The organism is Allobosea sp., assembly GCF_035944895.1.
Taxonomy (GTDB): Bacteria; Pseudomonadota; Alphaproteobacteria; order Rhizobiales; family Beijerinckiaceae; genus Allobosea.
The window spans coordinates 766,347-779,309 of sequence record NZ_DASZAT010000010.1; the positions used below are offsets into that span (position 1 = coordinate 766,347).

Sequence of the window (12,963 nt, forward strand, 5' to 3'; positions counted from 1 at the left end):
CTTTATTGGGGAGAGGACAAGACCATGCTCAATCGCAAGACCATGCTCGATCGAAGGAGTTTCTCCGCGCTCGCCGGCGTCGCCTTCGCCGCGCTGCTCGGAACCTCGGCACAGGCGCAGAACGTCACCCTGCGCTCGACCGACATCCATCCGACCGACTATCCGACGGTCGAGGCCGTCCGGCATATGGGCAAGCTGCTCGAGGAGCGCACCCAAGGGCGGATCAAGATCAACGTCTTCCACTCGGCCCAGCTCGGCCAGGAGAAGGACACGATCGACCAGACCCGCTTCGGCGTGATCGACATCAACCGCATCAACATGGCGCCGTTCAACAACCTGATCCCGGCGACCAACGTGCCCTCGCTGCCCTTCATCTTCCGCTCGGTCGAGCACATGCGAAAGGTGATGGACGGCAAGATCGGCGACGACCTGCTGAAGGATTTCGAGAAGCACGATTTGATCGGTCTCGCCTTCTACGATTCCGGCTCGCGCTCCTTCTACAACTCCAAGAAGGCGATCAGCACGCCCGCCGACATGAAGGGCATGAAGATCCGTGTGCAGCAGTCCGACATGTTCGTCGCGCTGGTCTCGGCGCTCGGCGCCAACGCCACGCCGATGCCGTTCGGCGAGGTCTATTCGGCCCTGCAGACCGGCGTCATCGACGGCGCCGAGAACAACTGGCCGTCCTATGAATCGACCCGGCATTTCGAGGTCTCGAAATTCTATTCGGTGACCGAGCACTCGCTCTCGCCGGAGGTGCTGGTGATGTCGAAGAAGAGCTTCGACAAGTTCAACGCCGCCGACCAGGCGCTGATCAAGGCCGCCGCCAAGGAATCGGTCGTCAAGATGCGCGAGCTCTGGGATGCCCGCGAGAAGGCCTCGGAAGCCAAGGTCAAGGCCGGCGGCGCGCAGGTCAACGCGGTCGAGAAGCAGCCCTTCATCGACGCGATGAAGCCGGTCTACGACAAGTTCGTCACCGACGCGAAGCTCAAGGAAATGGTCGCCGCCATCCAGGCGGTGAAGTGAGCTGACGACCGGGGCGGCTTACGGGCCGCCCCTTCCAACTTCGTCATCCCGGACAAGCGGCGAAGCCGCGCCGATCCGGGATCCATGCCTGAACCGTTGCGGCATGGGTCCCGGGTCTTCGCTTCGCTCGCCCGGGACGACTCGCAAGAACTGACAGCGCCGGGACACATCCATGCACGCCTTCACCGCGCTTCTGACGCGCCTCGGCGCCAAGCTCAGCCTCTACGCCCTGTTCACCGCCGGCACCGGCCTCGTCCTGATGACGGTGATGGTCGCCTGGGGCGTGTTCGGCCGCTATGTCCTCAACGACACACCGATCTGGGTCGAGGCCGGCTCGCTCTTCCTGATGTCCTGGTTCATCCTGCTCGGCGCCGCCGTCGGCGTGCGCGAGAGCGACCATCTCGGCTTCGAGGTCGGCCTCGCCATGTCGCCGCCGCCAGTCCGCTCCGCGCTGATCCTGATCGGCGAAGGTCTGGTCTGCGCCTTCGGCCTCGCCATGCTGGTCTATGGCACGCAGCTCGCCGCCGGCACCTGGAGCGACCGCATGCCGATCATCGGCATCTCGCGCGGCTGGGACTATGTCCCGATCGCCGCCGGCGGCGCGCTGATCGCCCTGTTCGCGCTTGAGAAAATGCTGCTCTTCGTCACCGGCGAGAAGCAGGCCCCGCTCGGCTTCGGCCATTTCGGCTCCGAGCAGGAGGTCTGAACCATGGAACTCTGGGTTCTCTTCGGCGTCTTCTCGCTGCTGCTGCTGATCGGCGTCCCCGTCGCCTTCTGCCTCGGCATCGCCTCGGTCGCGACCGTCGTCTATATGGGCCTGCCGCCGGTCGTCGTCTTCCAGCAGATGAATTCCGGCATGAACGCCTTCGCCATGATGGCGATCCCGTTCTTCATCTATGCCGGCGATCTGATGATCCGCGGCGGCATCGCCGAGCGCCTGATCCAGATGGCGGCGAGTCTGGTCGGCCATCTGCGCGGCGGCCTCGGCCAGGTCAATGTCGTGACCTGCACGCTCTTCGGCGGCATCTCCGGCTCGGCCGTCGCCGATGCGTCGGCCGTCGGCGGCCTGATGATCCCGCAGATGAAGAAGCGCGGCTATGACGCCGACTACGCCGTCAACGTCACCGCGAACGCGGCGATCATCGCGCTGCTGATCCCGCCCTCGCACAACATGATCATCTATTCGCTCTCGGCGGGCGGCAATCTCTCGATCGCCGATCTCTTCACCGCCGGCGTCATCCCCGGCCTGCTGCTCTGCGCCGCGCTGATGTTCGCGGCCTGGGCGGTTGCGGTGAAGCGCGGCTATCCGCGCGAGCCCTTCCCGGGCTTTGCCGCCGTCGGGCGCTATGTCGTGCTCGCTTTGCCCGGCATCCTGCTGATCGGCATCATCTTCGGCGGCGTCCGCTCCGGCGTCTTCACCGCGACCGAATCCTCCTGCGTCGCGGTGGTCTACGCCATCCTCGTCACCATCCTGGTCTATCGCCAGCTGACCTGGACGGCCTTCGTCGAGGCGACGCTCGGAGCCGTGCGCACCACCGCCATGGTGCTGCTGGTGATCGGCGCCGCCGGCTCCTTCGGCTGGCTGATGGCCTTCCTGCAGGTGCCGCAGGCGACGATCGCGGCGATGAAGGCGGTCTCGGACAATCCGATCGTCATCCTGCTGATGGTCAACATCATCCTGCTGGTGCTTGGCACCTTCATGGACATGGCGCCGATGATCATCATCTGCACGCCGATCTTCCTGCCGGTGGTCAAGGCCTTCGGCGTCGACCCGATCCATTTCGGCGTGATCCTGATCCTCAATGCCGGCATCGGCCTCAACACCCCGCCGGTCGGCTCGGTCCAGTTCGTGGCCTGCGCCATCGGGCGCATCTCGATCGGCGAATCCATGCGCACGATCTGGCCGTTCTACGGCGCCTCGGTTGCCGTGCTCCTGCTGGTGACCTATGTCCCCGGCATCTCCCTCTGGCTGCCGAGGCTGTTCCATTGACCCGTCTGTCCTCCGCCACTCTTGCCTCGCTTCCGGCCGCCGTCAGGCGGCCGGGCTATGACCGCAGCAAGCTCAAGCCCGGCATCGTCCATCTCGGCCTCGGCGCCTTCACGCGCGCCCATCTATGCGAGTTCACCGACGACGCGCTGGAAGCCGAATTCGGCGCCTGGGGCATCATCGGCGCCAGCCTGCAGCGGCCCGACCAGCGCGACCGGCTGAAGCCGCAGGACGGGCTCTATACCTTCCTGAAGCGCGCCCCGGCCGGCCCTGAACTGCGCGTCATCGGTTCCGTGCTCGACGTGCTCGTCGCGCCCGAAAGCCCGCAGGCGCTGGTCGCCAGGCTCGCGGCACCCGAAACGAAGATCGTCTCGCTCACCGTCACCGAGAAGGGTTATTGCCACGATCCGGCGACCGGCAGGCTCAGGGCTGATCATCCCGACATCATCCACGACCTCGCCCATCCCGATGCGCCGCGCTCGGCCGTCGGCCTGATCGCCGCCGGCCTAGCTGCGCGCAAGGCCGCGGGCCTCGGCCCCTTCACCGCCCTCTGCTGCGACAACCTCCCTTCCAACGGCCATGTCCTGGCCGGTCTCATCAGAGACTTCGCCGCGCTCCGCGACGACAAGCTCGCCGCCTGGATCGAGGCCAATGGCGCCTTCCCCTCGACCATGGTCGACCGGATCGTGCCGGCGACCACCGAGGCCGATATCGCCGAGGTCGCTGGTCTGCTCGGCCTCGATGATGCCGCTCCGGTGATCGGCGAGCCCTTCCGGCAATGGGCGGTGGAGGACGTCTTCGCCGCCGGCCGGCCGCGCTGGCACGACGTCGGCGCGCAGATGGTCTCGGAGGTCGCGCCCTTCGAGTTCATGAAGCTGCGCATGCTCAACGGCGCGCATTCGAGCCTAGCTTATCTCGGCTACCTCGCCGGGCACGAGACGGTCGCGGCGGCGAGCGGCGATCCGGTCTTCGCCCGCTTCCTGCAAGGGCTCTGGAACGAGATCATCCCGACCGTGCCGGCCCCGCAGGGCGTCGACCTCAAGGCCTATGCCAACGACCTGCTCGCCCGCTTCCAGAATCCGGCGATCCGGCATCGCACCTGGCAGATCGCCATGGACGGCTCGCAGAAGCTGCCGCAGCGCCTGCTCGGCACCATCCGCGAGCGCCTGAAGGCCGGCGCGCCGATCGAGCATCTTGCCCTCGGGGTCGCCGCCTGGATGTCCTATGTCACCGGCACCGACGAGACGGGCGCCGCGATCGACGTGCGCGATCCTTTGGCGGCCGAATTCACGACCCGCGCCAAGACTGCCGGCCGCAATGCCGGGGCGCTGAGCGAGGCCCTGTTCGGCATCGGCGCAATCTTCGGTGACGACCTGCCGCGCGAGCAGCGCTTCACGCAAGCGGTGGCGGGTCATCTCGCCAGCCTGTTCCAGAAGGGCGCAAAGGCGACGGCAGCGGCGCTGGGTTGACGACATGCGTCATGCTCGGGCTTGACCCGAGCATTTCGGGCCGGAGGAAGCTCCTATCAGCACCTTCTCGTCCTGAGATTCTCGGGTCTGCGCTTCGCTCCGCCCGAGAATGACGCACCTCTGCCCCTTGATCCCCGCCCTACCCTGGCGCCAGATACAGGCGATGTTCGCCCTCATCGCGAAAGCCCTGACGACCAGCGCCCTCGCCGCCCTGCTGCTCCTGCCCTCAGGTGGAGCGAAGGCCCAGGCGCAGCCGGCCGCGACCTATGTCGTGCCGAACTACTGGGATCCGAACGTCCGGGTCGAGCGGCCCGATCTCGGCCCGCCGCGGGTGATCCGCTTCCTCACTGATGACGACTTCCCGCCGATGCATTTCGCCACGCCGGAAGGTGGCGTCACCGGCTTTTCGGTCGAGCTCGCGCGGGCGGTCTGCGAGAAGCTCGCCCTGAGCTGCACCATCCAGGCCCGCCGCTTCGACACCTTGCTGGATTCCCTGGCCGAGGGGCGCGGCGATGTGCTCGCCGCCGCCATCCCTGTCACGAGCGAGCTGCGCTCGCGCTTTACGGCGAGCCAGACCTATCATCGCTCACCCGCTCGCCTGTTGACGACACGCGGCAATGCCCGGGCCGACCTCGAGCTGGGCGGCCTGCGCGGCACGCGCGTCGCCGTGGTCTCAGGCACCGCGCATGAAGCCTTCCTCGAGCGCCTCGCCCCATTCATCCAGCGCCGGACCGCGCCGGACCTGCAAGCCGCGCTCGCTTTGCTGCGCAGCGGCGATGCCGAGTATGTTTTCGGGGACGGGGTCGCGCTGGCGCTGAGCATCGCCGGCCGCGGCGGCAGCGAATTCGCCTTCGCCGGCGGCCCCTATCTCGAAGCCCGCTATTTCGGCGAGGGCGTCGGCTTCCTGCTGCGCAAGGACGATCTCGCACTGAAGCGGGCGATCGACTACGCGCTGCAGGGTCTCTGGGACGACGGCACCTATGCCAGGCTGTTCATCCGGTTCTTCCCGGTCAGCCCGTTCTGACTATCATCCTTGGCGGGTTGGACCGGCTTGGCCAGGCGCCCTTCCTCAGCCTTGTAGAAATACTGCGAGGCGACGAGCCAGCCCTTGAGCGGGCGCAAGGGCGGGATGCAGGTCAGCAACACCAGCGGCAAGGTCGTGACCAGATGCACCCAGGTCGGCGGGCTGTAGCTCAGCTCCAGCCAGAGCGGGAAGGCGACCGCCGGCACGCAGACGAACATCATCACGAAGAACGCCGGGCCGTCAGCCGGATCGGCGAAGGAATAATCGAGCCCGCAAGCCTCGCAGCGCGGCTTCAGCGTCAGGAAGCCGTCGAAGAGCTGGCCTTCGCCGCAACGCGGGCAGCGGCCGCGCAGGCCGGTCTTGAGCGGAGACAGTGCCGGCCAATGCTGATGTGCCATGTCGTCCTCCTGACGGTGACGCACCATGATTGACTGCATTCACCAGAGATTGACCGCTACATAGCGCCAATATTGATTGCAGTCAATATCGGCACACATGCAACACTGTCGCAGGTCATTCGGCCAGCACAGGGCCGTTATGGCCCAGCGCCTATAGTGCGCGAGCACTCACCTCCGGCGCCTGTTCCAGCGCATGCGCCATGAAGGCGAGCGCATCGCCGAGCGCCTTGCGGCCGATCGGTCCACCCAGGCAGATGCGGGCCGCCTCCGGCGCCGGTCCCTTGGCGGCGAAGGCATCGCTGGCGACGATACCGATCCCGGTCGCCTGCATCTGCCCGACGAAGGCGGCGCGGGTCCAGGGCTGGGGCAGTTCCAGCCAGAGATTGAAGCTCAGCGGATCGGTGCGGTGGAGGCCCGCAGGCAGAATCTCGGCCGCGAGACGCTGCCGCGCCGCCGTCTCTGTCCTGATGAAGGCAAGCAGCGCGTCGGCGCTGCCATCCTCGATCCAGGCCGTCGCCAGCGCCGCGGTCAAAGGTGAAGCCATGATGCTGCTGGCGCGCAGGGCCGCAGCGAAAGGCCAGCCGGAACGGAGGTCCGGCACCACGACATAGGCGAGCCGCAAACCGGCGCCGAGGCATTTCGACAGGCCGGCAATGTGCCAGCTCAGCTCCGGAGCGAGCGCAGCAAAAGGCGCCGGCGCATCGGGCGGCACGAAGCCATAGGCATCGTCCTCGATGATCGCGACGCCATGGCGACGGGCGATTCCTGCGATCTCCTCGCGCCGCCGCTCCGGCATGGTGATCGTCGTCGGGTTCTGCAGGACGGGGTTGAGATAGAGCGCCTTCGGCTTCAGGCGCGCACAGGTCTCGGCGAACGCCTCGGGGTCGAGCCCGTCGCGATCCATCACAAGGCCAGTCAGGGGCAGGCCGAGCTGCGCGCAGATCGAGCGAATGCCGGGATAGGTCAGCGCCTCGCAGAGCACTGCGTCGCCCGGCCTGGCCAGGCTGCTCAGGATCGCCAGCAGCGCCGCATTCGCACCCGGTACGACGAAGAGCTGTTCAGGAGCCGGAGCAAGCCCGCGTCGCCCGAGCCAGAGCCCAGCCGCCGCCTTGTCGGCTGGTGAACCACCGAGCGGCTGATAGCGCAGCAGGCTGACCAGCCGCTCACCGACCTCGGCCATGCCTTGCCGCAACCGAGCGACCAGCGCGGGATCGTCGGGCTCCGGCGGCAAGGTCATCGAGAGGTCGACCAATTCCGGCGCGGACGCGCGCGATATCGAGCCCCTGTCCGGCGTCATGGCTTTCATAGGCACCGCCTTGACGAAGGTGCCCTGCCCCACCCGCGACTCGACCAGCCCGCGCCGCTGCGCTTCCACATAGCCGCGCGCCACCGTGGTGAAGTCGACGGCGAGTGCCTCGGCGAGCCGCCGCTGCGGCGGCAATCTCTCCCCCGCCGACAGCACCCCCGCGGCGATGTCGGCGGCGATCCGGTCGGCGATGGCGAGATAGCGCGGCTTGTCGCTCTGGGTCAGGTCAGGAAGCCAATCCATCGATGCGATCCGTGAAAGCGCAGCACTGAATGGATTGACTGTATATTGTTGCAAAGCCGCGCTGTCACTAGCGGCGAAGCGCTCCACTCAGCCGACGATCTCGCCGCGGAAGGCCCAGCGCGTCATCCGGCGCTCGACCAGCGCGCAGGCGGCGTACATCAGGATGCCCATGATCGCGATGGCGAAGAGGCCGGCGAAGGTCGTGGCGGAGTCGTTTCGGGCGCCAGCCGAGAGCATCAGGAAGCCGATACCGCGATTGCCGCCGACCGTCTCGGAGATCACCGAGCCGATGAAGGCGAGCGTCACCGCGACCTTCAGGCTGGCGAAGAGATAGGGCATGGCGCGGGGTACGCCGACCTTGGTCAGGATCTCCCACTGGCTGGCGCCGAGCGAGCGCATCACGTCGCGCATCTCCGGCTCGATCGTGGCGAGGCCCGTGGCGACGTTCACCACGATCGGGAAGAAGGAGATGACGAAGGCGGTGATGATCGCCGGCAGCGCGCCGACGCCGAGCCAGATCATCAGGATCGGCACGATCGCGACCTTGGGCACCGCGTTGAAGGCGATCAGCAGCGGGTAGAGCCCGGAATAGATGAAGGGCGAGGCGCCGACGGCGAGGCCGAGCAGCACGCCGAAACCGATCGCCAGCACGAAGCCGATCGCCGTCGTCCACAAGGTCTCCAGGCAGTATCTCAGCAGGATGTCCCAGCGCTGGACCATCACCTCGAAGATGCGCGTCGGCCGCGGCGCCAGGATCTCCGGTACGTCGAAGACGATGCAGGCGAGCTCCCAGATCAGCAGCAACCCAGCCATGGCGAGCCAAGGCATGGCGACGAGCAGAACCTGTCTCTGGCGGTCAGTCATGATCTTGGTCCTGCCGGGGCCGCATCACGCATGCTCCATATGGATGCGCTCGCGCAGGTCGTGGACGATGTCGACGAACTCGGCGGTGAAGGTCGTCTCCAGCGTGCGCGGCCGCGGCAGATCGATTTTGCTGATCTTGACGATCTTCCCGGGCCGCCGGCTCATCACGTAGACGGTGTCGGCGAGGTAGACCGCTTCGCGCAGATCATGCGTCACCAGCACGGCGGTGAAGCGCTTCTCCAGCCAGAGCGCCTGCATCACGCCCCAGAGTTCCTCGCGCGTGAAGGCGTCGAGCGCGCCGAAGGGCTCGTCGAGCATCAGGATCTCGGGCTCGTGCACCAGCGCCCGGCACAGGCTGGAGCGCTGCTGCATGCCGCCCGAGAGCTGCCAGGGGAACTTGTCACCGAAGCCGCTCAAGCCCACCGAAGCAAGCAGCGTCTCGACCCGCTCGATGTACTCGGCCTTGTTCGCCCGGAAGCGGCGCTTGTGCGGCTCGACCACTTCGAGCGGCAACAGGATGTTGTCGCGCGTCGTGCGCCAGGGCATCAGGGTCGGCGCCTGGAAGGCCATGCCGACGCCGCGGATCGGCCCCTTTACCGGCTTGCCGTGGACGCGGACCTCGCCGCCACTCGGCGGCAACAGCCCGGTGACCAGCTTCATCAGCGTGGACTTGCCGCAGCCGGATGGGCCGACCACGGCAATGAACTCGCCCTTGGCGATGTCGAGCGTCGCATCCTCCAGCGCCAGCATGCGCGAGGGGCCGCTGCCATAGGCGAGGCTGACCTTGCGCAATTCGACTAGGGGAGTTCCGGCCCGCACTCGCGAGCCCTCATCCTGAGGAGCGGCCGCAGGCCGCGTCTCGAAGGATGGTCCAGATGTCACGGGAGCCTCCTGAAGCATCCTTCGAGACGCCGCCCCTGCCGGGGCGGCTCCTCAGGATGAGGGCTGGAGTGGATAGCCACGTTGGTTACGGCGCGACCATGCGCTCCGACTTGGGCGGCAGGTATTTGTTCGAGAACACCTTGTCGGCCGCCGGTGCGGCCGGCAGGCCAAAGGCGTCGGCGACATCGACGACCGAGCGGGCGAAGCGCGCCGGGTCGACATCGCCCATGCCGTTCTCCTTCACATAGGGCGTCAGCACGTTCATCTTCAGCGACAAATCGAGGCGCTCGGCCTCCAGCTTCTCGTCGATCAGCGGATCGCGCTTCTTCACCGCGGCGAGACCGACCGCCGGATTGGCGGCGACCTCCTTCCAGGCCTTGGCGGTGGCGCGCAGGAAGCCTTTCACCACCTCCGGCTTCTCGGCGAAGGCCGGCGAGACGATGATGCCGTTGCCGTACACGTCCATCTTGTAGTCGGAGTAGTTGAAGGAGACGATGTCCTCCTGCTTCACGCCGCGCGCCTTCAGGTCGAGCACCGACGAGAAGAAATGGCCGCTGATGAAGTCGACCGTGCCCTGCACCATCGACTGCTCGCGCAATTGCGGCGTCAGGTTGACGTGATTGACGGTCTTGGCGTCGATGCCGACCTTCTTGGCGAAGGCCGGAAAGAGCCGGAACGAAGCGTCGAACACCGGCGCGCCCAGCTTCTTGCCGGCGAGATCGGCCGGCTTGCTGATCCCGGTCTTCTTCAGCGTATGGACGCCGAAAGGCGGGAAGTCATAGGCCATGAAGACGCAGAGAATCTCCTTGCCGACGTTCTTGGCGTTGTACTCGATCAGCGAGTTCACGTCGGAGAAGCCGATGTCATAGGCGCCGGTGGCGACACGCTGGACCGCACCGGCCGAGCCTTGGCCGGGATCCATGGTCACGTCGAGCCCTTCGGCCTTGTAGTAGCCCTTCTCCAGCGCCACCAGGAAAGGCGAGGTCGGCCCCTGGAACACCCAGTCGAGCGTGAATTTCACCGCGGTCTGAGCCTGCGCCGGCGACATCGCGCTCAAGCCCAGCACAGCCGCACCGGCAAGCGCAACGCGGCGGCTGACCGCCCATGCCAAACCCTCGCCGGCCCGCTGCGAGCCGGACATCCCCCACTTCACCTCACGAACCATCGAAGCCGACCCCTGCTTATGTTGTACGACGACGCTAGCGGGGGCCGGTTCGGAGTCAATCGATCGGCCGGGGTTGTCTGCCGCTTTTTTGAGCAAGCGTTTTCCATCTTGCCGGCAGATGGCCCCACGGATGTTGCGCCGCACTTGCATATCTGCGAAACCGCCCGCTCCCCTGCCCTATCTTGCGAGACTTGAAGCCAAAATGCCCGCTTTCGACCCCGCGCTCATCGAAGCCGCCCGCGTCTCGGCCGCCTGGCCGTTCGAGGAAGCCAAGAAGCTCGTGGCGCGGCTGCAGAAATCGGGCAAGCAGGAGGTGGTGTTCGAGACCGGCTACGGCCCGTCGGGCCTGCCACATATCGGCACCTTCGGCGAGGTCGCGCGCACCTCGATGGTGCGCCACGCCTTTCAGGTGCTGACCGATGGCGCCATCCCGACCCGATTGATCGCCTTCTCGGACGACCTGGACGGCCTGCGCAAGGTGCCGGACAACGTGCCGAACAAGGAGCTGCTGGCGCAGCATCTCGGCAAGCCGCTGACCGAAGTGCCCGATCCGTTCGGCACGCATGACTCGTTCGGCCGGCACAACAATGCCCGGCTCTGCGCCTTCCTCGATCAGTTCGGCTTCGACTACGAGTTCAAGTCCTCGACCGACGCCTATCGCGCCGGCGAGTTCGACGCGACCCTGCTCAAGATGCTGGCCCGTTTCGACAAGGTCATGTCGATCATGCTGGCGACCCTGCGCGAGGAGCGCGCCGCGACCTATTCGCCCTTCCTGCCGATCCATCCGAAGACCCGGATCGTCATGCAGGTGCCGATCGAGGCGCGCGACGTCGAGGCCGGCACCATCACCTGGACCGATCCGCAGAGCGGCGAGCGCTTCACCACGCCGGTCACCGGCGGCCATGCCAAGCTGCAATGGAAGCCCGACTGGGCGATGCGCTGGGTCGCGCTCGGCGTCGACTACGAGATGGCCGGCAAGGACCTGATCGACTCGGTCAAGGTCTCCTCGCAGATCGCCCGCGCCATCGACGGCACGCCGCCGGAGGGCTTCAACTACGAGCTCTTCCTCGACGAACAGGGCCAGAAGATCTCGAAGTCGAAGGGCAACGGCCTGACCATCGAGGACTGGCTGAGCTACGGCCCGCCGGAGAGCCTGGCGCTGTTCATGTATGCGCGTCCGCGCGAGGCCAAGAAGCTGCATTTCGACGTGATCCCACGCGCGGTCGATGACTACCTGCAGTTCCTCGGCGGCTATGACCGGCAGGACTGGAAGAACCGGCTCGGCAACCCGGTCTGGCACATCCATGCCGGCACGCCGCCGCAGCCGGAGGTGATCGCCACCGGCGAGGGCGACAATGCGGTGCGCACGCAGATCTCGTTCTCGCTGCTGATGAACCTCGTCGCGGTCGCGAACTCCGAGGACAAGGCCGTGCTCTGGGGCTTCCTGCAGCGCTACGCGCCCGGCATCTCGCCGCAGACGCATCCGCGGCTCGATGCGCTCGTCGGCTATGCGCTCGCTTACTTCAGAGACTTCGTGAAGCCGGCCAAGCACTACCGCCCGGCCGACGAGACCGAGCGCGCAGCCTTCACCGCGCTCGACGCCGCCCTTGCTGCCCTGCCAGCAGATGCGAGCGCCGAAGCCGTGCAGGATGCGGCACTCGACGTCGCGCGCGCCATTCCGCGCTATCAGAACCTCACTGCCAAGAACGCCACGCCCGAGCGGCCGGGCGTCTCCGGCGACTGGTGGAAGGCGATCTACCAGGTGATGTTTGGCGAGGATCAGGGCCCACGCTTCGGCTCCTTTGCCGCGATCTACGGACTCGACAACACCCGCAAGCTGATCGCCAAGGCGCTCGATGGTGGCCTGATCCGCGAGCACGAGGCCTTCCTGGCGGCGCGCCAGCCGCTCAGCGCATGAGTGCAGCGGCGGCTGAGGCGGTCGAGAAGGCCATCGCCAGCCGCCGCGCCGTGCGCGCCTTCCTGCCCAATCCCGTCGATCCCGCTTTGGTGCGCCGCCTGATCGAGCTGGCAGCGCAGGCCCCGAGCGGCACCAACATGCAGCCCTGGCGGCTGCGCGTGCTCGGCCCCAGGACCCGCGTCAGGCTTGAAACCGCGCTGATCGCCGCGCTCGATGATCCCTCCCCGCGCGAGGAGGAGTATCGCTACTACCCCACGACGTTCCGCGAGCCCTATCTCTCGCGCCGCCGCAAGGTCGGCTGGGACCTTTACGGCCTGCTCGGCGTCGCCAAGGGCGACCACGCCGGCATGCGCCGCCAGACCGAGGCAAACCTGCGCTTCTTCGGCGCGCCGGTCGCGCTGATGTTGACGGTGGACCGCGATCTCGAAATCGGTTCCTGGCTCGATCTCGGCGCCTTCGTCCAGACCCTGCTGATCGCGGCACAGGGCCATGGCCTCGAGTCCTGCCCGCAGGCGATCTTCGCCCGCTTCCATCAGGTCGTCCGGCGCGAGCTCGGTATTCCCGAGAGCGAAGTGGTCGTCTGCGGCATCGCACTCGGCAAGGCCGATCCGGATGCACCGGCCAACCGGCTCGTGCCGGAGCGCGAGCCGGTCGAGGGCTTCACCAGCTGGCTGGATTAGC

Annotated in this window: 12 protein-coding genes; 7 read left to right on the forward strand and 5 right to left on the reverse strand. The window is 66.9% G+C overall.

Annotated elements, in window-relative coordinates:
- The first annotated feature begins 42 nt into the window (after positions 1 to 42).
- The 5 genes from VGV58_RS19305 to VGV58_RS19325 all read left to right on the forward strand — a co-directional run bounded on the left by VGV58_RS19305 (position 43) and on the right by VGV58_RS19325 (position 5,506).
- Positions 43 to 1,026, forward strand: coding sequence for a TRAP transporter substrate-binding protein (locus tag VGV58_RS19305; protein WP_326876171.1), 984 nt, complete (start codon positions 43 to 45; stop codon positions 1,024 to 1,026).
- Between the two features lie 172 nt (positions 1,027 to 1,198).
- The gene (locus tag VGV58_RS19310) at positions 1,199 to 1,732 is read left to right on the forward strand and encodes a TRAP transporter small permease (protein WP_326875649.1); all 534 of its coding nucleotides are present in this window, start codon (positions 1,199 to 1,201) and stop codon (positions 1,730 to 1,732) included.
- A 3-nt stretch (positions 1,733 to 1,735) separates the two neighbouring features.
- On the forward strand, positions 1,736 to 3,016 hold the full coding sequence (locus VGV58_RS19315; RefSeq protein ID WP_326875650.1) for a TRAP transporter large permease: 1,281 nt from the start codon (positions 1,736 to 1,738) through the stop codon (positions 3,014 to 3,016).
- Complete coding sequence (locus VGV58_RS19320) at positions 3,013 to 4,482, forward strand: mannitol dehydrogenase family protein (RefSeq protein ID WP_326875651.1); 1,470 nt, start codon at positions 3,013 to 3,015, stop codon at positions 4,480 to 4,482. Before VGV58_RS19315 ends, VGV58_RS19320 begins: the two co-directional genes overlap by 4 nt.
- A gap of 163 nt (positions 4,483 to 4,645) precedes the next feature.
- Positions 4,646 to 5,506 carry a transporter substrate-binding domain-containing protein gene (locus VGV58_RS19325; protein ID WP_326875652.1) on the forward strand — a complete coding sequence of 287 codons (861 nt, stop codon included), beginning with the start codon at positions 4,646 to 4,648 and terminating at the stop codon, positions 5,504 to 5,506.
- Here VGV58_RS19325 and VGV58_RS19330 read toward each other — a convergent pair.
- The 5 genes from VGV58_RS19330 to VGV58_RS19350 all read right to left on the reverse strand — a co-directional run bounded on the left by VGV58_RS19330 (position 5,461) and on the right by VGV58_RS19350 (position 10,340).
- Entirely contained in the window at positions 5,461 to 5,904 is a 444-nt protein-coding gene (locus VGV58_RS19330) for a DUF983 domain-containing protein (protein ID WP_326875653.1), read from the reverse strand. The genes VGV58_RS19325 and VGV58_RS19330 overlap by 46 nt on opposite strands.
- A 151-nt stretch (positions 5,905 to 6,055) precedes the next feature.
- Positions 6,056 to 7,453, reverse strand: a complete 1,398-nt coding sequence (locus tag VGV58_RS19335; protein WP_326875654.1) for an aminotransferase-like domain-containing protein — start codon at positions 7,451 to 7,453, stop codon at positions 6,056 to 6,058.
- Positions 7,454 to 7,540: 87 nt separating this feature from the next.
- Entirely contained in the window at positions 7,541 to 8,317 is a 777-nt protein-coding gene (locus tag VGV58_RS19340; RefSeq protein WP_326875655.1) for an ABC transporter permease, read from the reverse strand.
- A 24-nt stretch (positions 8,318 to 8,341) separates the two neighbouring features.
- On the reverse strand, positions 8,342 to 9,067 hold the full coding sequence (locus tag VGV58_RS19345; protein WP_326876172.1) for an ABC transporter ATP-binding protein: 726 nt from the start codon (positions 9,065 to 9,067) through the stop codon (positions 8,342 to 8,344).
- 217 nt (positions 9,068 to 9,284) lie between these two features.
- On the reverse strand, positions 9,285 to 10,340 hold the full coding sequence (locus tag VGV58_RS19350) for an ABC transporter substrate-binding protein (protein WP_326875656.1): 1,056 nt from the start codon (positions 10,338 to 10,340) through the stop codon (positions 9,285 to 9,287).
- Positions 10,341 to 10,566: 226 nt separating this feature from the next.
- Here VGV58_RS19350 and VGV58_RS19355 point away from each other — a divergent pair, with 226 nt between their 5' ends.
- Together VGV58_RS19355 and VGV58_RS19360 are read left to right on the forward strand one after the other, a co-directional pair.
- Positions 10,567 to 12,282: a lysine--tRNA ligase gene (locus tag VGV58_RS19355; RefSeq protein WP_326875657.1), complete on the forward strand. Its 1,716-nt coding sequence runs from the start codon at positions 10,567 to 10,569 to the stop codon at positions 12,280 to 12,282.
- A complete protein-coding gene (locus VGV58_RS19360; protein WP_326875658.1) occupies positions 12,279 to 12,962 on the forward strand; it encodes a nitroreductase in 684 nt (227 codons plus the stop codon). Before VGV58_RS19355 ends, VGV58_RS19360 begins: the two co-directional genes overlap by 4 nt.
- Position 12,963 lies beyond the last annotated feature (1 nt).

What these genes read in the sequence shown, in the direction of transcription:
- VGV58_RS19305 (WP_326876171.1), top strand. Translation starts at nt 43, where the DNA reads ATGCTCGATCGAAGGAGTTTCTCCGCGCTCGCCGGCGTCGCCTTCGCC.
- VGV58_RS19310 (WP_326875649.1), top strand. Translation starts at nt 1,199, where the DNA reads ATGCACGCCTTCACCGCGCTTCTGACGCGCCTCGGCGCCAAGCTCAGC.
- VGV58_RS19315 (WP_326875650.1), top strand. Translation starts at nt 1,736, where the DNA reads ATGGAACTCTGGGTTCTCTTCGGCGTCTTCTCGCTGCTGCTGCTGATC.
- VGV58_RS19325 (WP_326875652.1), top strand. Translation starts at nt 4,646, where the DNA reads ATGTTCGCCCTCATCGCGAAAGCCCTGACGACCAGCGCCCTCGCCGCC.
- VGV58_RS19330 (WP_326875653.1), bottom strand. Translation starts at nt 5,904, where the DNA reads ATGGCACATCAGCATTGGCCGGCACTGTCTCCGCTCAAGACCGGCCTG.
- VGV58_RS19335 (WP_326875654.1), bottom strand. Translation starts at nt 7,453, where the DNA reads ATGGATTGGCTTCCTGACCTGACCCAGAGCGACAAGCCGCGCTATCTC.
- VGV58_RS19340 (WP_326875655.1), bottom strand. Translation starts at nt 8,317, where the DNA reads ATGACTGACCGCCAGAGACAGGTTCTGCTCGTCGCCATGCCTTGGCTC.
- VGV58_RS19345 (WP_326876172.1), bottom strand. Translation starts at nt 9,067, where the DNA reads ATGCTGGCGCTGGAGGATGCGACGCTCGACATCGCCAAGGGCGAGTTC.
- VGV58_RS19350 (WP_326875656.1), bottom strand. Translation starts at nt 10,340, where the DNA reads ATGTCCGGCTCGCAGCGGGCCGGCGAGGGTTTGGCATGGGCGGTCAGC.
- VGV58_RS19355 (WP_326875657.1), top strand. Translation starts at nt 10,567, where the DNA reads ATGCCCGCTTTCGACCCCGCGCTCATCGAAGCCGCCCGCGTCTCGGCC.
- VGV58_RS19360 (WP_326875658.1), top strand. Translation starts at nt 12,279, where the DNA reads ATGAGTGCAGCGGCGGCTGAGGCGGTCGAGAAGGCCATCGCCAGCCGC.